This is a genomic window from Sphingorhabdus lutea (assembly GCF_001889025.1).
In the GTDB taxonomy this organism is placed as follows: domain Bacteria; phylum Pseudomonadota; class Alphaproteobacteria; order Sphingomonadales; family Sphingomonadaceae; genus Sphingorhabdus_B; species Sphingorhabdus_B lutea.
In genome coordinates this window covers 838,991-858,416 of the sequence record NZ_CP018154.1, presented here as the reverse complement: position 1 = coordinate 858,416, position 19,426 = coordinate 838,991, and the positions used below count along the sequence as shown (strand labels likewise).

The 19,426-nt window shown below is 48.3% G+C and carries 18 protein-coding genes; 4 read left to right on the top strand and 14 right to left on the bottom strand.

The features are described from left to right. Positions 1–85 precede the first annotated feature (85 nt). The 7 genes from LPB140_RS04110 to LPB140_RS04080 all read right to left on the bottom strand — a co-directional run bounded on the left by LPB140_RS04110 (position 86) and on the right by LPB140_RS04080 (position 7,685). A complete protein-coding gene (locus LPB140_RS04110; RefSeq protein WP_198024168.1) occupies positions 86–886 on the bottom strand; it encodes a M48 family metallopeptidase in 801 nt (266 codons plus the stop codon). Between the two features lie 48 nt (positions 887–934). Next, the gene (locus tag LPB140_RS04105; protein ID WP_072558772.1) at positions 935–1,165 is read right to left on the bottom strand and encodes a ribbon-helix-helix domain-containing protein; all 231 of its coding nucleotides are present in this window, start codon (positions 1,163–1,165) and stop codon (positions 935–937) included. Between the two features lie 97 nt (positions 1,166–1,262). Next, positions 1,263–2,117, bottom strand: coding sequence for a hypothetical protein (locus LPB140_RS04100; RefSeq protein WP_156874131.1), 855 nt, complete (start codon positions 2,115–2,117; stop codon positions 1,263–1,265). Positions 2,118–2,217: 100 nt separating this feature from the next. After that, on the bottom strand, positions 2,218–2,940 hold the full coding sequence (gene phbB, locus LPB140_RS04095; protein WP_072558770.1) for an acetoacetyl-CoA reductase: 723 nt from the start codon (positions 2,938–2,940) through the stop codon (positions 2,218–2,220). Positions 2,941–3,066: 126 nt separating this feature from the next. Beyond that, entirely contained in the window at positions 3,067–4,071 is a 1,005-nt protein-coding gene (gene hemH, locus LPB140_RS04090; protein WP_072558769.1) for a ferrochelatase, read from the bottom strand. A 5-nt stretch (positions 4,072–4,076) separates the two neighbouring features. Next, positions 4,077–6,653 (bottom strand): xanthine dehydrogenase family protein molybdopterin-binding subunit, encoded by a 2,577-nt coding sequence (locus LPB140_RS04085; protein ID WP_083549983.1) that lies wholly within the window; start codon positions 6,651–6,653, stop codon positions 4,077–4,079. A gap of 63 nt (positions 6,654–6,716) precedes the next feature. Beyond that, positions 6,717–7,685 (bottom strand): Mrp/NBP35 family ATP-binding protein, encoded by a 969-nt coding sequence (locus tag LPB140_RS04080; RefSeq protein ID WP_072558768.1) that lies wholly within the window; start codon positions 7,683–7,685, stop codon positions 6,717–6,719. Positions 7,686–7,756: 71 nt separating this feature from the next. Here LPB140_RS04080 and hflK point away from each other — a divergent pair, with 71 nt between their 5' ends. From hflK to LPB140_RS04065, 3 genes are all read left to right on the top strand, one after another. Then, complete coding sequence (gene hflK / locus LPB140_RS04075; protein ID WP_072560307.1) at positions 7,757–8,899, top strand: protease modulator HflK; 1,143 nt, start codon at positions 7,757–7,759, stop codon at positions 8,897–8,899. Further along, positions 8,899–9,744 carry a protease modulator HflC gene (gene hflC, locus LPB140_RS04070; RefSeq protein ID WP_072558767.1) on the top strand — a complete coding sequence of 282 codons (846 nt, stop codon included), beginning with the start codon at positions 8,899–8,901 and terminating at the stop codon, positions 9,742–9,744. The genes hflK and hflC overlap by 1 nt, the downstream gene beginning before the upstream one ends. A 191-nt stretch (positions 9,745–9,935) precedes the next feature. Then, entirely contained in the window at positions 9,936–11,426 is a 1,491-nt protein-coding gene (locus LPB140_RS04065; protein ID WP_072560305.1) for a trypsin-like peptidase domain-containing protein, read from the top strand. A gap of 83 nt (positions 11,427–11,509) precedes the next feature. Here LPB140_RS04065 and LPB140_RS04060 read toward each other — a convergent pair whose 3' ends face one another. The 5 genes from LPB140_RS04060 to argH are packed head-to-tail and all read right to left on the bottom strand — an operon-like array spanning position 11,510 to position 16,161. Continuing rightward, a complete protein-coding gene (locus LPB140_RS04060) occupies positions 11,510–12,316 on the bottom strand; it encodes a pyrroline-5-carboxylate reductase family protein (RefSeq protein ID WP_072558766.1) in 807 nt (268 codons plus the stop codon). A gap of 8 nt (positions 12,317–12,324) precedes the next feature. Continuing rightward, positions 12,325–13,107, bottom strand: a complete 783-nt coding sequence (locus LPB140_RS04055) for a precorrin-2 dehydrogenase/sirohydrochlorin ferrochelatase family protein (protein WP_232223449.1) — start codon at positions 13,105–13,107, stop codon at positions 12,325–12,327. A 16-nt stretch (positions 13,108–13,123) separates the two neighbouring features. Then, complete coding sequence (lysA, locus tag LPB140_RS04050) at positions 13,124–14,389, bottom strand: diaminopimelate decarboxylase (protein ID WP_072558764.1); 1,266 nt, start codon at positions 14,387–14,389, stop codon at positions 13,124–13,126. Positions 14,390–14,446: 57 nt separating this feature from the next. Then, a complete protein-coding gene (locus LPB140_RS04045) occupies positions 14,447–14,794 on the bottom strand; it encodes a hypothetical protein (protein WP_072558763.1) in 348 nt (115 codons plus the stop codon). Beyond that, positions 14,791–16,161, bottom strand: coding sequence for an argininosuccinate lyase (argH, locus tag LPB140_RS04040; RefSeq protein ID WP_072558762.1), 1,371 nt, complete (start codon positions 16,159–16,161; stop codon positions 14,791–14,793). Before argH ends, LPB140_RS04045 begins: the two co-directional genes overlap by 4 nt. On the opposite strand from argH, the gene LPB140_RS04035 reads away from it, so the two are divergent. Further along, positions 16,160–16,780 carry a TlpA family protein disulfide reductase gene (locus LPB140_RS04035; protein WP_083549980.1) on the top strand — a complete coding sequence of 207 codons (621 nt, stop codon included), beginning with the start codon at positions 16,160–16,162 and terminating at the stop codon, positions 16,778–16,780. The genes argH and LPB140_RS04035 overlap by 2 nt on opposite strands. Here the strand turns inward: LPB140_RS04035 and LPB140_RS04030 are convergent, their stop codons facing one another. Beyond that, a complete protein-coding gene (locus LPB140_RS04030; RefSeq protein WP_072558761.1) occupies positions 16,781–18,334 on the bottom strand; it encodes a lipopolysaccharide biosynthesis protein in 1,554 nt (517 codons plus the stop codon). Next, positions 18,331–19,425: an LPS export ABC transporter permease LptG gene (gene lptG, locus LPB140_RS04025; RefSeq protein ID WP_072558760.1), complete on the bottom strand. Its 1,095-nt coding sequence runs from the start codon at positions 19,423–19,425 to the stop codon at positions 18,331–18,333. The genes LPB140_RS04030 and lptG overlap by 4 nt, the downstream gene beginning before the upstream one ends. Position 19,426 lies beyond the last annotated feature (1 nt).

The window sequence follows — 19,426 nt, the reverse complement described above, 5'->3', positions numbered from 1 at the left end:
AAGAGTCTTATTTTTTGGAGGGTAAGATAGAATATGGCTGCAAAATCATCCACAGCCATTTAATTTTATAAAATAAGTTAAAAAATTACCCGTTTAATGCCTTACGCATTCTTTTTGCGCGTTCTTTCGGGCTGGGGTGGGTTTGCAGCCATGGTAATCCATCGCCGCCACCGCCCAATTTTTCCAATGCGGTGACGCAAGCCATTGGATCATATGATTTTTCTTTCATAAATGCCATGGCATAATCATCAGCCTCTTTTTCATTGCCCTGACTATGTTGTGCAGTAATCACATCGTTAAATAATTTGGACAAATCTCCGCTGGCCAACCGTCCAATCTTGCCACCTGCACCCTCTGCGCCTTTTTGCAACGCACTTAAACGAAAGGCATTTTGCATCCGTTTTTTGGTATGTTCTTTCTTAACATGGCCAATTTCATGACCAATGACATAGCGAATTTCATCATCTGTAAATTCATCCATCAACCCCGCAAAGATACGTATTGTTCCATTTGCCATGGCGAATGCATTCACATCGACAACCAAATATGCCTTTATATCCAAATCCAAACCATCATGATTTTTCAATTCAGAAGTCAATGTGGCCAAACGCTTGCCATAAGGGTCTTTCGGCCCGGCAACGGGGTTAAGCTTGTCCATCTCCGCCGCCATTTGGTCAAAATATTGTTTCATATCGGCATCATTTAACTGCTCAGCTTTGGCCAAATCCTCTGCTGCACCGACAATTTTACCCAATTTAAATTGTGCAATTGCGGGCGTTGCAATGCTTATCCCGCCCAAAATTGTCGCCATGGATAATAGCTGACGCCGGGTTATCACCTTAATACCATTTTCAGTTTCAATTTCTATATGATCATTTTTTTTCACAGGGGAGCCTTAAAATTATTGTTATTTTTTTAAAGCTATATCAAAAATTTATATATTGGCAACCAACCAAATACGCAGCGCACTGGCAAGCCCGGGCGGCGTGGGGGATTTAATCCGCTGGGCATCAATCATCGCCACCAACGCATTGACCGCCATATTATTTCTCAGCGCCGCATTTTTCAACATTTCCCAAAAAAAGGGTTCTAAACTAATGCTGCTTTGATGGCCATTTATGGTCACCGATCGTTTAACGGGGGGATGGTAGAGATTATAATCCATGCAATTGGTGAAGCATATTTATTTACCCCCGTCTAGGCGGCACAGATTTTACACCGACAGGACAAATAAAATAATCCAATTGGGCATGTAAATTTACCTAATGCTGTAGCCGTTTTTTCAACATATAATTTTCGCGGCGCAAATTGGCCAATTCGCGCAGCACATCTTCCTTGCTGCGTCTTTGCACCTTTTTTTGAGGCGGCATTTTTTCGGCCATATTTTTATTTCCCAATATGGACCGATTAAATATTGCCCCCAATTTATCCATCATCCGGCGCTGTGATGACCGCAACCAATAGGATATAATATGCCAAGGGGCATTTTCCTTATAAATGATAGGGGCGGCGGATCGGGGCAGATTTTCATGCGCGGCCTGTTCTTCCTCCTGCGGCCCTTCATCATTTTTTTCTGGCTGCATCCGCAAAATTTCCACCAAAGATAATGGCTTTTGGCCAAGGTCCAATCGATATTGTTTTGGCCCATTTTCCGATAATTTGTCACTATTTTGCCCCGTTATACCATCTGCCATGCGGCGGCGCATTGACAGTAAATGGCGCTCTCCCGCCTCTTCCTTTACCGGCAGGCACCATGGAAGTGGCCTTGCATTTTTTCTTTTCACCCCTGCCCGCACAATAAATTTATGCGGCATAATTGGCGGCGCATCGGGGAAAAATAAATGCATTTCATCTGCATCATTTTTGCGGGCCAACATGAATGGCGCGTTCGACGTCATGGGTGCGGTATGGGATGAGCCAACGGGTGTGATTATAAATGGCTCATCCCTGTTTAGCGCCTCAACCGGGGAGAGGTTTGGCGCTTTTTTCCGCACCCGTCTTTTATTCGCCTTTGCCGCCTTGGCGGATATTTTTTTGGGTATAGCTATTTGCTTGGCTACCCTGATTTTTTCGGTGCCAATAAAGGGTTGTTTTACATTTTGTTTTGCCATCGCCATCACAAACATCCTCTCCCAAAAGCCGTTGTGATTTTGCATTAACTGTATTTATGATTCGCCCGTCAACAATAATTACATCCAAATTGGTGTAATCATTGGGTTAATACATATGTTGGCCGCCATTTAATGACATGGTTGACCCCGTCACAAAGCCGCCATTTTCGGAAACAAAAAAGCCAACACCGCGCGCGATTTCATCCGCCTGACCCAAACGGCCCACGGGGATTTTGGCAATAATTTTTTCCAAAACAGCCTCCGGCACGGCGGCGACCATATCGGTATCAATATATCCCGGCGCAATCGCATTACAGGTAACGCCAAATTTCGCCCCCTCCTGTGCCAATGCCTTGGTAAAACCATGAATGCCCGATTTTGCTGCGGCATAATTAACCTGACCATATTGGCCCGCCTGTCCATTTATCGACCCAATATTGACAATTCGGCCCCATCCGCGTTCGCGCATGCCGGGAAAACATGCCTTTGCCATGTTGAAACACCCACCAAGATTGACGCGCATCACTTCGTTCCAATCGTCAAAACTCATCCGGTGCAATGTGCCATCACGGGTAATGCCGGCATTATTAACAACAATATCAACATCGCCCATTTCGGCCGCCACGCGGGCGCAACCATCCAAACATGCCTGATGATCACCCACATCCCATTTATAGGTGGCGATGCCGGTGCGCTGTGTAAATTCCTTTGCCTTTTCTTCATTGCCCGCATAATTTGCCGCAACCTTATGCCCCATTTTTTGCAGACGCAGGCTAATCGCCTCTCCAATACCGCGTGTTCCACCAGTTACAATCGCCACTCTGCTCATAAAATATTCCCCTCCAAATTACATATTTTCCCATATCTCAACTTCATGATATGGCCAGAGGAGATAGATAGCAAGGTGACGTAAGCGTTAGTTTAAATTATTTTTTAAGACAGGATTTCTTACCTATTATATCCAACCAGAAAGCTCTCTACGCAATAATTTTACCAACATTTCCATGCCAATATCACTGTCATTCAAACAGGGCAGATAGGCAAATTTCTCTCCGCCAGCTTCCAAAAATTGTTCCTGTCCCGCTATTGCCAATTCTTCCAATGTTTCCAAACAATCCACCGAAAATCCGGGGGCAAAAATGGCAATATTTTTCTTGCCTTCCTGTGCCAATTTTTCAATTGTGGCGTCGGTTGCAGGTTCTAACCATTTGGCACGGCCAAAACGTGATTGGAAACTTACTTCAAATTTTATGCCCATTTTTTCGGACAATAAGCGCGCGGTTTTTTGGCAATGGCAATGATAAGGATCGCCCAATTGCAATGTGCGTTCAGGCATGCCGTGAAAGCTGATAATCACCGCATCGGGGGTATAATTTAATTTTTCCAAACCATGCTGAACCGATTGTTGCAACGCATTTATATAGGCTTCGTCATCATGATAGGGCGGCAGCGTCCGCAATGCCGGATGCCAACGCATTTTGGACAAAGTCTCATATGCCTTATCCAGCACCGTGCCTGTCGTCGCCCCGCTATATTGTGGGTAAAGAGGCGCGATTAAAATGCGATTGCACCCCGCCGCCTTCATCGCGGATAATTGATCGGCTATTGATGGATTGCCATATCGCATGGCATATTTCACCATCACCTTATCACCCAAAATTGCAGCCATTTTATCCGCCTGTGCCGCGGTGTAAAATGCCAATGGCGATCCTTTATCGGTCCACACCTTGGCATAGGCGGCGGCCGATTTTTTTGGCCTTGTGTTTAATATTATCCCGCGCAAAATGGGTTGCCAGATAAGGGCGGGGATTTCCACAACCCGTTTATCGGACAAAAATTCTTTTAAATATTTTTTCACCGCTTTTGGTTCGGCTGCCTCTGGCGTGCCCAAATTCACCAATAATAAACCCACTTTGCTATGTGGAACGGGGGGATGTTCGCGGGGCAAATGCGCATTCATATAAATTAAAATCCTGTTGATAATAAGGGTAAGTCACGAAGCCGAAGCCCCGATGCGGAAAATAATGCATTGGCAATGGCGGGCGCAACCACAGGCGTGGCAAGCTCCCCCACCCCGCCTGGATCTTCTTCGCTGCGCACAAATTCCACCTGAATTTCTGGAATATTACGCAATAAAGGCAGGTTTAATTCACGCAAACGGCGCACATCGGGCAAACCTTCGCTATAATCGGTTGACCCGCCAATGGCCTGCGCCAACCCAAAAACAATGCCGCCTTCAATTTGCTGGCGGGCAATTTCAGGATGGATTAAGCGCCCACAATCAACCATTGCCGATACGCTGTCCACCTCTACACCGCGTTCGCCGCGCGTTGCCTTTACCACCAAAGCGATATAGCTGCCATGCATATGGTGACAGGCAATCCCCATGCCCGAACCACCGCCCGCCGGCGTACCGCTGGCCGTGCCGCCATCAGCCGAAATACCGCCATCCCAACCAGCTATTTTGGCCACTTCGGTTAAACATTTGGCCAATCTTAATTGCCCTTCCATCATTTGCATGCGAAATGACAATGGTTCAACCCCGGCGGCATGGGCCATTTCATCAACAAAGGATTCATTAACGAAACAGGCAATATTATGGCTGTTCCCTCGCCAATTTCCCGTTGGCACATGCACACAGGCAGGAAAATGGTCAATCGCCATATTGTCAATTTTATAGGGCGAAATCATCCCTTCCATCGACAATGGGTCAAAATGATTTTGATCCTCCATCATCTGTGCATAATCATTATCATATACCAAATGCCGAATTTGTTGCCGCGCCGCCGCTGGAACGGCAATCCGCGCGGTCAATCCGCGCACCAATCCATCCTTGTCCAATGCACCGCGCATTTGCGCCTTGGCCGGGGTACGGGGATAATCACGGATAATATCCTCCACCCGTGACCATGTAAGTTGAACCGGAACCGAAATTTCATGTGCAATAATGGCAATTTGCGCGGCGATGCGATTGTCCAAATTGCGGCCAAAACTGCCCCCCGCCAACATGGGATAAATTACCACATTTTTTGTGGATATACCAATTGCCTTGGCCGCCAATTCACGGGCATTCTCAATTGCTTGGCTGGCAATCCATAAATGCAATTTGCCGTCCACAAAATGCGCGGTGGCGCTGCGTGGTTCCAATGCAGCGTGCAATGCGGGGGAGATTTGATATTCCGCCGCAATAATTCGCGTTCCCGCTTCCTTGGCAAAAACATCGGCAATTTTCCCTTTGGCATAATATTGCCAACCGCCATCATCGCCCGGTTTTTTGGACATTGCCTTGTCCAATGCCTTTTGAATATGGGCATTATCGGCCAATCGGCCCTTGCTTTCAAAAACTGGCGCCAATGCGTCTAGCGCGCTATTGGCGGCCCAGCTATTGCGCGCAACAACCGCCAAAAAATTATTGGTGGAAATGGTTTTTAACAGGCCGGAAATTTTTGCCGCGCCCTTTTTATTAAATGATTTTAATCGGCTATTGCCAATTGGGCCGGCACGAACCGCCGCATATACCATACCGGGTAAGCGAATATCGCCGGCAAAATTTGCGCTACCATCCACTTTTGATGGCAGGTCCAATCGCTCCACCATTTGCCCTGAAATTTCATTTATCGGCGATGCACGAAGCGGCACGGGCGATGGCGGGTCAAGCTGCGCCGCCGCCTCTGCCAATTCACCAAAGGATAATTTTTTCTTTTCATAGATGACAAAACCGCCCTCTACCTCGCAACTTTCCCAATCAATTTTCCATTTATCCGCCGCCACCTGTGCCAACATCACACGGGCCGCCGCCCCCGCCATGCGCAGCGGCATTTCAAATTGCTGAATTGACGATGATTCCGCGGTCACAATGAATGAACCACGTTTTGCCAATTGCGCCATGGCGTTTATCATTGGCCCATCTTCATCAATATCATCCACCAAATTGGGGTCTTGAACCGTGCTGGGAGGTAACAGGGCGCTGGCCCATTTTTTGGCAACGCGCATATTGGAAAATTCGGGATTACCCGATATGGGCTGCACCGCAATGGTCCGCCAATCCGCCCCCAATTCTCCCGCCAATATTTGCGCCATTTGGGTGTAAACACCCTGTCCCATTTCCGATTGCGCAATGGCAATGGTCACCTGCCCATCCTTGCCAATTTTCAACCAATTATTGAACAGCACCTCCCCCTCTGCAAGGGGTAAATTGGGCATATATTTGCGCGGCCAAATGCCCCAACCCAAAATCAATCCTGCGCCAATCCCGCCGCCAACCAATAATTTACGCCGGGTTATAATTGGTCCTTTTGCTGCCTTTTTTGCTTTTAGTTGTTCTTGTTTTTGCGCGGCCAATTTGGCGGCCTCAATCTCTTCCTTTATTGATTGGCGCAGTTGGGGATTATGCAGATCAGACGCGTTTTGCGCATCATCAGTGATGAGTTTATCATTAGCATTGGCAATATCTCCAGTATTGCCAGCATTGCCAGCATCGCCAGCTTCGCCGGGGGCGGCATTTTCGGCATCCTTGCCTTGCTTATCATTTTCCTCAATCATCAAAAATTTCCAAATTTTTGCAATTATTATTGCGACAAAATCATATAATGCACCGCTAAATAATTATTTATTTTTTTCATCTAACCATGTTGTCACCTTGTGCGCAATAGCGGCAAAGCCCTTGCCAATCGGGCCATCCTCCAAAGCGGGCGGCGTACCATCATCGCTGGCCATTCTAATCGACATGTCAAGCGGGATGCGCCCCAAAAATGGCAATTGCATTTTGTCGGCGGCGGCCTCTGCCCCGCCCTTACCAAATGGGTCGCTTACCTCCCCGCAATGGGGGCATAAATATCCCGCCATATTTTCAACCAATCCAATAATGGGTACTTTGGCAGCATCAAAAAAGTTAATTGCACGGGCCGCGTCGATTAACGCCAAATCCTGTGGAGTGGAGATGATAAGCGCGGCATCGGGTTTATGTTTTTGCACCATTGATAATTGGACATCACCCGTGCCAGGCGGTAAATCGACAATTAACAAATCAGTGTCCCCCCAATGGGCATCAATTAACTGATGCAGGGCATTTCCCGCCATTGGCCCGCGCCATGCAATTGCCTGCCCCGGCTTTGCCAATTGCCCCATGGACAGCATGGGGATTCCAAAATCATTCATCACGGGGATAAGTTTTTTATCCTCCGCCTTGGGCTTTTCATCCTCCATATTCAACAATCGCGGCTGTGACGGGCCATAAATATCGGCATCGACCATGCCCACATTTTTGCCCGCACGTTTCAGGGCGATGGCCAAATTTGCAGACAGGGTAGATTTGCCAACCCCGCCCTTGCCACTTCCCACGGCGATGATGGTGATAGGGCGTTTTTCGCTGGTTTGGATGATTTTAATTTCATCCACTTCATCAACCGCGCCCAAATTATGGCGCAATTTTTCCTCCATTGTTTCGCGGGCCGTTCGGTCCATCCCGCCAATATCCAAAATAAAGGATAAAATATTTTCTTTTAATCGCATCCCGCTGGTCCGGCCGGGGGCGATGTCTTCTGCCAATTTGGTAATATGTGTAATTTTTGTCATATTGATGCAAATAGTATCAGTTTTCTTGGATTGACACTGTTTTTCTGAATTTCCATACCTATAATATGTTTATGACACAAAAAATGAATATATTCGGCGGTATAAAATCCGCAATGTCGGGCAAAGGCCCATGGGATAGGCCAAATAATGGCGCAGAAAGCGGCACGGAGGACGGCGGCGGGTCTGGAGATAATGATTCGCCTCGACCAAGCGGCCCGTGGATTCCGCGCGGCATAGATGGCGGCAAGGCGGGACAACAAAACCGAAAAAAACCGTCCTTGGATGAATTATTCCGCAAGGGTGGTGGCGGTTCAGGCGGCGGTTTTGGCGGATTGCCAACCGGCCCTGGCGGCAAATCCATTGTCCCATATATGATTGGCGGATTTATTTTGCTGTGGATTGTTTTTACCAGCTTCCACCGCATTGGCGCACAGGAACAGGGCGTTGTTACCCAATTGGGCAAATATAACCGCACAGAAGGATCAGGCATCGCCTTTACCCTGCCCGCGCCATTTGAACGTATGGAAAAAGTGGACACTGGCGCCATTCGCACCATGCCCATTGGCACCGCAGCAGGTAATCAGGAAAATTTGGTCCTGACCAGCGACCAAAATATCATTGATATGGCATATGAAGTGCGCTGGAGCGTATCAAATCCGGAAAATTTCCTTTTTCAAATAAAGGATGCAGAACAAACAGTGCAGGAAGTGGCGGAAAGCGCGATGCGCGCCACCATTGCCAATTTCCCATTAAATGATGCCATTGGCCCTGGCCGGGGCAGCATTGAACAGGGCGTTCGCGCGCGGATGCAGGAAATTTTGGATGGATATAATGCAGGCGTTTTGGTTCAAGGCATTGCGATTAGGCAGGCCGATCCACCAGAAAGCGTAATTGAATCATTCCGCAAGGTAAATGCGGCCCAACAAACCAAGGAAAGCGCGTTAAACGATGCGCGTAAATATGCCCGTCAGGTCACTGAACGCGCCGAGGGTGATGTTGCCGAATTTGATAAAATTTACGAAGAATATCGCCAAGCTCCAGAGGTAACGAAAAGGCGGCTTTATTATGAAACAATGGAAAGCGTGCTGTCCAATGTGGATAAAACAATTGTGGAAAGCGGCAATGTGACGCCTTATCTGCCCTTACCCGAAATTAAGAAAAGAGCAGCACCACAAACGGCCACCCCGTCTGCTGCTCAAGGAGGAGCAAAATAATGCGCCAGTTTTTGAAAAACCCCGTTTCGCTCTCTTTAACCGCGCTTGGCCTTATTGTATTGGCATCAATGACCATTTCCATTGTGCCAGAAACCAGTCAGGCGATTATTACCAGCTATGGCAATCCAAAACGTGTGGCCAATGTGTATAAAAAGGGCGAACAATTGGGCGGCACCAATGCCGGCATAAACATCCGCATCCCCTTTGTTGAACAAATTCAATTTATCGACAAACGGATACAAAGCGTTCAGATGGAACGGCAAGAGGTGCTGTCCACCGATCAATTGCGTCTTCAGGTTGATGCCTTTGCCCGTTTTAGAATCGTAGAGCCGGTAAAAATGTTCAAAACCATCCGCACAGAGGAAAGATTGGCCGAACAATTGCGCCCCATTTTGGGTAGTGCGCTGCGTAATGAATTGGGCAAGCGATCTTTCGCCAGTTTGTTAAGCCCCGAACGCGGTCAGGTGATGGCGAATATTCAAACCGCGCTAAACCGTCAGGCAAAAAAATATGGCGCAGAAATTATTGACGTGCGCATTAAACGTGCCGACTTGCCAGAGGGAACGCCGCTGGAATCCGCGTATAAACGTATGGAATCTGCACGGGAACAGGAAAGCGCGACCATCGAAGCCGAAGGTAATAAAGAAGCGCAAATCATCCGCGCCGAAGCAGAGGCACAGGCCGCACGCATTTACGCCGTCAGCTATGGCAAGGACCCGCAATTTTATGATTTTTACCGCGCCATGCAAAGCTATCGTCAAACATTTCAGGCAGGCAAAGGTGAAACCAATGTCATCCTGTCTTCCGACAATGATTATTTAGAGAAATTTCGCAATGGACGGTAAATGAAATAAAATGCTGAATGACGTTGAATGAAAAAATCATGTTGAATATCATGGCATGGAATGATGTTCGTCTAAATCAATGGGACGTTCATTTATAAAAGCCTCTATCATGCCGCTTATTCAATTGTCGTTCAGCTTCATTTATTAAGCATGGCAACAGATTTTTTGTAAAGTTGAAGGGAAATATTATCGTGCGTTACGCTTATGCAACCACCGCAGCATTATTACTAACCGGAAGTGCGCTGACTTTATTCACTGGCTTTCCTGCTGGTGCGCAAAGCGGCATTAACGCCTCTACGCAGGCCAGTCTGGCCCCGCGCGGTGCGCCGACCAGCTTTGCCGATTTGACCGAACAATTACAACCCGCCGTGGTTAATATTGCGACCAAGCAAAAGGTACAGGTCGCCACCAGTTTCAACCCCTTAACCGGTGAACGCCGCCCCGTTACAGAGGAACAGGCAAGCGGTGGTTCAGGCTTTGTCATTTCCGCCGATGGTTATATTGTAACCAATAATCATGTGATTGCAGGCGGCAATGCAGGCGAAGCGGCCGATGAAATCACCGTTACCTTTACCAATGGCAAGGAATATAAAGCAAAGCTGGTCGGGCGCGATCCAACATCCGATTTGGCATTGCTGAAAATTGCCGCAACCGACCTTCCCTTTGTGGAAATGGTGGAGAAATCAACTTCGCGCGTTGGCGATTGGGTCATCGCCATTGGCAACCCCCTTGGCCTTGGCAGCACGGTAACGGCGGGTATTGTTTCCGCATTACAACGTAATATTGGCGCTGGCGGCGCATATGACCGTTTCATCCAAACCGACACCGCCATAAATCGCGGCAATAGCGGCGGGCCATTATTTGATTTAAATGGCAAGGTTATTGGCATTAACAACCGCCTTATCTCCCCCGTTGGGGCAAATATTGGCATTGGTTTTGCCATTCCCGCCGAAGAAGCCGTCCCCGTTATTGAGGCATTGAAAAAGGGCGAACGTCCAGAACGCGGATATTTGGGTATTTCCATCCGTCCCGTGGATGAAGGTTTGGCCGATGCATTGGGCCTTGATAAAAATAAGGGTGAATTTGTTGCGTTGGTGCGCGAAAATGAACCTGGCGCACAGGCCGGATTGAAACAGGGCGATATCGTGCTGAAAGTCAATGGGTTGGAGGTAAGCCCCGAACAAACGCTTTCCTATATTGTCGCCAATATAAAGCCGGGCACCAAAATCCCCATTGATATTTTGCGCGAGGGTAAACCAATGAAAATCACCGCCACCGTTGGCGCACGACCAAGTGATCAGGAATTGGCGCAAAGCAATTTTAACCCCGATGAGGAAAAAGACATTGATACCGCGCCAAGCACGGGTTCAGAGGGCAAGATTTTGGCCGAAAGCATGGGAATAAGCGTTATTCCCATGACCGCAGAGCTTGCCCGCCAATTGGGCATGCCCACCGATTCCACCGGATTGATTATCGATGCCGTGGGTTCAGCGGGCGGGGCGGCGCGTTCCGGCCTTCGCCGCGCCGATGTCATTGTATCGGCGACATATAAGGATGTGAAAACCCCTGCTGATTTGGTGAAACAAGTTGAGGAAGCGAAAAAGGCAGGGCGCAGTAACATCCTATTGGGTGTGCGTCGGCGCGGTGCGCCCGTGGCCTATGTCACGGTGAAATTAAACTAATTTAACTTATATAAAAATTTAGGGCGGCTATAAATTATGGCCGCCCTTTTTTTTTGGGCCATTAAAATGAAGATGGACCAAAATTATAATTTGGCCAATTCCTCATTGCGCGTTTTTGCCGCGATAATGGCGTCTATCATCAATTTTTTAAGCGCATCATTTTGCGCCAAAATGGCGCGTCCTGCCGCCGTGCTTCCTGCCTTGCTGGTCACTTTATCGGCCAATATATCCGGGCCATCTGCGCTTTGCCGGGCCAGCGCGACCGCCCCCTCAATCATATTTAACGCAATGGTGCTGGCGTCTTTATCGCTTAACCCTGCCGCCTGTCCGCCCATGCTTAATGCAGCAATAAAATCATAAACAAAGGCAGGGCCAGAACCCGCCAATGCGGTAAAGCCGTTCATTTGATCGGCATTGTTAAGCCAAATGCCGCCGCCCAAAGGCGCCATTAAATTATTCATCATATCGCGCTCAACATCATTTAATTGACCCAATAAACCAATGGGCGATTTGCCCAGCGCAATGGCCAAATTTGGCATCATCCGCACATTGGCGCTTTGCGGGAAAAATTCGCTCAATGCCTGATTTTCTGTGCCCGCCAGCAAGGATATGATAATGGTTTTTGGTCCGGCCAAATGGGCAATATCGCCCGCCATATCGCGCAGCATTTGGGGTTTAATTCCCAATATTAAAATATCTGGATAGCCGCCATATTTTGATGAATGATCATAATATTGCACCCCATCGGGCACAGCGCGAGAGGTCGGTTTGCAAATGGCAAAATGCGATGGCGAAATCCCCGCATGTAACCAACCCGAAAGCACCGCGCCGCCCATATTGCCGCAGCCATAAAATAAAATTTGTTTTGGAAAATTTTGAATATTACTCATCGGGGCATTTAGGCCCGATTGTCCCGTAAATACAAGATAAGATCATTATTTTGTTCAAATTCGCCATTTTGCGGAGCGCCCATTTTCAATTCCGCATCGGCGCGGCCACGGGTATAAATTGCCGATGACACATTTTCATCATAATAGATAATATCCGCCTCGCCCAATAATCGCGCTGTTTTCAGGCTGATATCATCGGGATCGCCGGTTAAAATATCAATGGTGATAAGCCCGCGCTGCGGTGTTATCGCGCCCGCCTCCAACCAATTTTGCACCGCATCATCATCATGGTCGGCAAAGGGGTCAAGCGGCCCGCCATTTTGAAATGCCCCGTCCAACGCGCGGCGGCGATCATTGGCGGCGGGCCATTTTTGTTTAATCTTATCACGCGCGGCAAAAATATCCTGTGCCAATTGGCCAAGTTTTTGGGGAAATAAACGTTCCAACCCTTGGCGCAATGACTTGGCCATCCCTGCCGATGCACCGCCCGTTCCAATGGCAATTAAAACGGGATTGCGATCAATAATGGCGGGCGTGGTAAATTCACAATATGCCGGACGGTCCACCATATTTACCAATATACCCCGCGCCGATAATCGCGCGGCGGCCGCAATGGCTTCATCCTCATCCTCTATGGCAATAAAGGCAATTTTGGCCAATATATCATCCTCATCCACACAAATGCCGCCCGCCCGTTCAATCAGGCGGCGCTTTGCATCGGCGGCCTCCCCCTCGCCCAATAAAATGACATGGCGGCCATCCATATTGATAAAAAGGGGAAGCTGTTTCACGGATTTACGGCCCTTATCATTCGCCCATCAACCATTCGGGAACTTGTTCTTCGGCCAAAATGGCTTGCGGCTCTATCCGGTTGGCAACAATGGCATATCTATCCCCATCGACAAGGGTTTCGGGCACCATAGGGCGGCTATTATAGGTGCTGGCCATGGTTGCGCCATATGCGCCGGCGGTTCTGAAAATCGCCAAATCACCCGATTTTACTTCATCAATATCGCGGCCCATGGCAAATGTATCGCCGGTTTCACAAATTGGCCCAACAATATTGGCGGTCATACGCTGTCCATTGGGGCAAATGGCATCAAAATCATGCCATGCATCATATAATGACGGACGGGCAAGGTCGTTCATCGCCGCGTCTACCACGACAAAGGGGTTAATCATGCCGCGCTTTACCCGAATGACACGCGTTAACAACACGCCCGCATTGGCGGGAATGACGCGGCCTGGTTCGAACATTAAACATACATTCCAATCACCGCACACACGGCCAACCATTTCGCCATATTCCGCAGGGCTGGGCAATATTTCCCCCTTGCGATATGGCACGCCAAGGCCGCCGCCCAAATCCACATGGGTAATCATATGCCCATTGGCGCGTAATTTTTTGACCAATTCGCCAATTTTGGTAAAGGCGATTTCCAATGGTTTAAGGTCGGAAAGCTGGCTGCCGATATGCAGGGCAAGACCGCGCAGGTTAAGCCCCTTTTGCTTTGCCAAACGGTCGAAAATTTCCTCTGCCCAATGGATGGGCACGCCAAATTTATTTTCCGATTTACCCGTGGATATTTTGGCATGCGTGCCCGCATCAACATCGGGGTTTATACGCAGCACACAATCCGCCACCTTATTTTGGGCCAATGCTACGGCGGATAATTCCACGCCCTCATCCTCTGATTCAATGTTAAATTGGCCGATATTTTGTTCCAAGGCATAATCCATTTCGGCGCGGCTTTTACCCACACCGGAAAAAACAATATCCTCCGCCGCCATGCCCGCCGCCAATGCACGGGCAAGTTCCCCCGCCGACACCACATCCGCGCCATATCCTTCATTTGCCATCACGCGCAGCACCGCCAAATTGGGATTGGCCTTTATCGCAAAGGCAATATGTTTGGATGGCAAATGTGATAAAGCATCGGCAAAAACGCGCGCATGGCGCACCAATGTTGCCTTTGAATATACATAACATGGCGTTCCAACCTCATCCGCAATTTTTGACAAGGCAATATTTTCGGCGTGAACTTCGCCATTTTTAATTTCAAAATGATCCACAATAATCTCTATTTCAAATAATATTTTGACGTTTAATTTTAATCTTGCTGCAAAAAGCTATTTAGGTTTTGATGCCTTTGCTTTTTTATCTTCCTCCGCATTTTTGCCCACATTGCCTGCATCGCCAGGGCGCAAATCAAATGGGTCGTCCACTCGCGGCTCTGATTTTTTTAACAATTCGGCATTACTTGTCGGTGATGCCTGTGTTTGGGGTGTGGTCATTTGCTGCAATGACGGTTTTTCTTTATCGGCGGCATATTCTTTTTGCACCTTGTTCGCATTTGGCGCGCTTTGCCAGCCATCCTTTGGTGTTAAATCCGCCACCTTGCCGCATGAAATTAACCCCGCCGCACATATCCCGGCAAGCCAGATATTTTTAATGTTTCTTTTGTGCAGAATTTTCATGTCGATAATATCCGTTTGGCATTTTCAATTGCCTGTTTTACCATAGTTGGCGCGGTGCCGCCATGGCTTATCCTGCTGTTCACCGAACCATTTATGCTTAAATCCGGCAGAGTCACATTTTGCAATCTATCGTCAATATTGGCCATATCCTGCGGGGTTAAATCGGCCAACATCACGCCCCGTTCTTCGCATAATTTCACCGCTGCACCGGTAATATGATGCGCCTCGCGAAAGGGGATGTTTAAATCGCGCACCAACCAATCGGCCAAATCGGTGGCGGTGGAAAACCCACTCGCCGCCGCTTTGCGCATGGCATCTTCGTTAAATGTCACCGTTTCAATCATGCCCGTCATCGCCACAATGCAAAGGCCAAGCAGGTCATGTGTTTCAAAAACTGGCGGTTTATCATTTTGCATATCCTTTGAATATGCAAGCGGCAGCCCCTTCATCGCAATCATCAATGCGTTGAAATTACCAATAATACGCCCGCAATGCCCGCGCACCAATTCCGCCGCATCGGGATTGCGTTTTTGCGGCATGATCGACGAACCGGTGGACCATTTGTCAGACATGTTGGTAAATCCAAATGGTTGTGACGACCAAATGATAAGTTCCTCGGCAAGGCGTGATAAATGAATGGCGATTTGCGATGCGGCATATAAATAATCCAACGCAAAATCGCGGTCGGACACCGAATCCATGCTATTATCCGTTGGCCGGTCAAAACCCAATGCATCCGATGTTGCCGCGCGGTCCAGCGCAAAACCAGTGCCCGCCAATGCCGCACTGCCCAATGGGCAATGATTTAACCGTTGCCTTGCATCCTCTAGGCGCGAAATATCGCGCTGTAACATTTCAAAATATGCCATTAAATGATGGCCAAGGCTGACCGGTTGGGCAACCTGTAAATGGGTAAATCCCGGCAATATTATGTCCACATGCTGTTCTGCACGGGTGACCAAAGCCCCCTGTAAAGTGCGCACCGCGCCGATAACCTCATCCAATGAATCGCGCACCCACAGCTTAAACGCGGTTGCCACCTGATCATTTCTGGACCGCGCGGTATGCAACCTGCCCGCAACCGGACCTATTATCTCGGTCAATCGCGCCTCTATTGTCATATGAATATCTTCTTGTTCCAAATTTACCGGAACGCCATTTGTTTCATATTCGGCAAAAATTTGCTCTAACCCTGCTTTAATCTTATCAGCGTCGGATTGCTCGACAATGCCTTGTTTGCCAAGCATGGTGACATGGGCGATTGATCCGGCAATATCTTGCCTCCATAAACGCTTGTCGAATGGGATAGAGGCGTTTATCTCTTGCATTACGGCGGATGGGCCGCCGGAAAAACGACCGCCCCACATGCTATTGGAATCCGAATTGCGCATTTTAATTATATTATTCCCTATCATGGCCAGCTTTTTATTACTCACTTCCTGCGATAGGGCCATTGACCAAAAGGAGCAAGTGCCAGAAACTAAACTTGGCACAGAAAAAATTGCTACCCCTATAGAAAATGGCGCATTGGAAAGCGCCAGTGGGCTGAAAGCACAATTATTATATGATAATGCAGGCAGCGAAGCACCAAAGGTAGAATTTTTCTCCCCCGATGGGTCAAAAAATAATCTGACCAATTATCGTGGCCGTCCATTATTATTAAATTTATGGGCCACATGGTGCGGGCCATGCAGGGTTGAAATGCCCTCGCTTGATACATTGGCCGCGTTGGAGGAAGGGAAATTAACTGTCCTAACCGTGTCACAGGATTTAGAGGGCGGCAAAGTCGTTCGGCCTTTTTTTGAAAAATATCAATTTGCCAATTTACAGGGCCATTATGATCCGCAAAATAATTTATGGAAGGCGGTGGGCGCGTCCGCCCTGCCCGTGACCATTTTATATGATGAAAATGGCATTGAAAAATGGCGCGTGGTTGGCGGGTTGGAATGGGATGATGAAATGGTGGCGGACCTTATCCACCAATAATTAAATTAAACGCAATTTCTTTGCGGCCTTACCCAATGCCTCTTTGGCGTGATTGTCCAATCCAAATCGCAGGCACAGCCAAACCGACGGCCAAAATAAAATAAATAATGTAATTGCACGGATTCGCCCGCCAAATGGCTGCAATAAAAACCCAATTCCCCATAATATAGCGCACACAATCGCAGTAACAATCAAACCACGGGCAAATCCGCTGTCAAATGGGCTTATCCCATCGCTTTGCCATAATTCAAAAACCGCCATTAACGTCATGATGACCACAGGAATGGCAACGGCCATCGCCATCCCCTCCAACCCATATTGCGGCACCCATAAAATGGCAAAGACAAGCCAAAGGATTAAACCCACCGCGCTGTTGATTAATGGCAAAGCTTTATGCCCAATCATTTCTATAATCGGTGTGGCAGGGCCGAAAACTGCCTCAATCGCCCGTGCAGCCAATAAAATAAGCAATATTGTCAATGCCGCCTTAGCCCCGGGGGCAAATGCCGTTAATATATCGCCCGCCACCATCATTAAAAATAATGCAAGGGGCACAGAGATTACCAATGAAATATGATTGGCAAAACTGTAAATCGGGGCGATATCGCGCCTGTTGCCCGCCGCCACGGATGATGCAATGGGGGCCAATACATATAAAAATGTCTGCCGCACAATTAACGGGATGGACGCAATTTTACGGGCAATGCCAAATAATCCCGCCGCCGTCGCCCCCGCCGCACCGGGGATTAGGAAATTTAACAATATTGGCGGTAAATCATTATGCGCTCTACGCACCAAATTTGACGGCATCATCGCCAAACCAGTATGGATAATTTCCCGCCATACATCCGAAACGGGCGCAGAAATTAACAATTTAATATCAAAATATTTGCCCAATAATTGAACACATAAAATCGCGATTAAGCTTAAGGAAACAACATGCGCCCATAAAAGCCCTTCAAATCCAAATCCGATTAAGAAAAATCCGGCGGCAAAAATCAACCGTGCCACCTGTTCCCAAAAAACACGCAGCCGCAATTCTGGACCAAATGCCCGCATGGCGCGGGCCGAAGCTGTCGCAACCTCCATAAAAATGGACAAAGGTATGGTCCATGCAAAAATGGCAATGGCGCGGGGCATATTTTTTGCCTGCTCAGGGGTGGATGAAATATGTGTGGCAACATAATCCGCCGATAATGAAATGATAAGCGCGGCAATTGCCCCCATCAATGTGGCAAATAATAATGCAAATTTAACAATGGCATGGGCACGAACTTTATCATTTGTTGCAGGGACAAGCCGCTGCAACACCTGTCCCATGGCGAAATCCAAAAAGCGCGCTATAATATTCACCGCCGCCCATAATACCACATAAATACCATAGCCGGTTAAGCCGAACATCCATGTATAGGCGGGCTGGGCCAACACCTCCACCACCACGCCAAGGCGCGATAAAGCCGCCATGCCTGCCCCTTTGGCTACATCCGAACGGTCAATAACCTTGGCCGGTTCGCCGTTAATTGCGCCCGAATTTGCACCTTGCGCCTGTGTCATTCCTCGGTCCTGATTAAGACGGTTTCCCCAATAAGGAAGAATAATAAAAATGGCGCCCACGCCGCAACGGGCGGCGAATATGCCCCCAAATTACCCATGGCCAGCGCGAAATTATCCACCACAAAATAGGCAAAGCCCAGTGCCATGCCAATAACCGCCCGCAGGAATAATGCCCCCGACCGGGCCAATCCAAATGCGGCCACCGCGCCCAATAAAGGCATTAACAAACTGGACAAAGGCGCGGCCAATTTATGCCAATAAATCCCCTCCAACGCATCAGTTCTGCGGCCTGCCTGTTTTTGCGCCTTTATCGCATGGCCAAGCTGCGTGAAGGAAAGGGCATTGCCGTCCACTTTTTGATTTTCAAATCGCTCATACCCAATGCCGCGCCCTATGATTAACTGGCTTTCTTCTTTATTTGATCCGGTGGCGATATCGAATATTTTCACCTTTCCCAACTGCCATGCATCATCAATATATGCCGCATTTTCCGCGCGGATAACCTGTTGCAATTTGCCCTGTTCGCGAAAATAAATGGCAACATCGTGTAATTTTGTTTGCGCGCCAGATCCGGTGACGCGCCCCGCTTTGATAAGGTCATCACCCTCCCTTACCCAAATATTGGCGCGGAAATTGGCATTTTTTGGCACAGGCTTATATGCCGCATCCTGCCATATTTTTAATTGTGCAGTGGATGGCGCGACCACATGATCATTAAAGGTAAAGCTTATCCCCGCGACCAACAGGCTGGCCAATATCATCGGCGCCAAAATTTGATGCGCGGATAATCCCGATGCCTTCATGGCGATAATTTCGCTATTTTGATTTAACGTGGCCAGCGTGATTAAAGTTCCCAATAATACCGAAAAAGGCAAAAATCGGGCGACAATTTGCGGCGCGCGCAGGGCGGCATAATGCCATAAATCACCCTGATCATTGCCTGGCACCTCCAAAATTTTGCCGCTTTCGCCCAACATGTCCAGCGCCATTAAAACCATGACCAACATGGCCAACACCGCAAAGGTGCGGACAATGAATAATTTGCCCATGTAAATTGAAATTTGGCGCGATGGGAAAAATTGCAATTGCATC

Excerpts from the sequence above, each read along its gene's own strand:
- hflC (WP_072558767.1), top strand. The coding sequence starts at position 8,899 with ATGCGCCAGTTTTTGAAAAACCCCGTTTCGCTCTCTTTAACCGCGCTT.
- LPB140_RS04100 (WP_156874131.1), bottom strand. The coding sequence starts at position 2,117 with ATGGCGATGGCAAAACAAAATGTAAAACAACCCTTTATTGGCACCGAA.
- phbB (WP_072558770.1), bottom strand. The coding sequence starts at position 2,940 with ATGAGCAGAGTGGCGATTGTAACTGGTGGAACACGCGGTATTGGAGAG.
- LPB140_RS04035 (WP_083549980.1), top strand. The coding sequence starts at position 16,160 with ATGCTATTGGAATCCGAATTGCGCATTTTAATTATATTATTCCCTATC.
- LPB140_RS04105 (WP_072558772.1), bottom strand. The coding sequence starts at position 1,165 with ATGGATTATAATCTCTACCATCCCCCCGTTAAACGATCGGTGACCATA.
- LPB140_RS04060 (WP_072558766.1), bottom strand. The coding sequence starts at position 12,316 with ATGAGTAATATTCAAAATTTTCCAAAACAAATTTTATTTTATGGCTGC.
- hemH (WP_072558769.1), bottom strand. The coding sequence starts at position 4,071 with ATGAATGCGCATTTGCCCCGCGAACATCCCCCCGTTCCACATAGCAAA.
- argH (WP_072558762.1), bottom strand. The coding sequence starts at position 16,161 with ATGTGGGGCGGTCGTTTTTCCGGCGGCCCATCCGCCGTAATGCAAGAG.
- lptG (WP_072558760.1), bottom strand. The coding sequence starts at position 19,425 with ATGCAATTGCAATTTTTCCCATCGCGCCAAATTTCAATTTACATGGGC.
- LPB140_RS04080 (WP_072558768.1), bottom strand. The coding sequence starts at position 7,685 with ATGACAAAAATTACACATATTACCAAATTGGCAGAAGACATCGCCCCC.
- LPB140_RS04085 (WP_083549983.1), bottom strand. The coding sequence starts at position 6,653 with ATGATTGAGGAAAATGATAAGCAAGGCAAGGATGCCGAAAATGCCGCC.
- hflK (WP_072560307.1), top strand. The coding sequence starts at position 7,757 with ATGACACAAAAAATGAATATATTCGGCGGTATAAAATCCGCAATGTCG.
- LPB140_RS04030 (WP_072558761.1), bottom strand. The coding sequence starts at position 18,334 with ATGACACAGGCGCAAGGTGCAAATTCGGGCGCAATTAACGGCGAACCG.
- LPB140_RS04045 (WP_072558763.1), bottom strand. The coding sequence starts at position 14,794 with ATGAAAATTCTGCACAAAAGAAACATTAAAAATATCTGGCTTGCCGGG.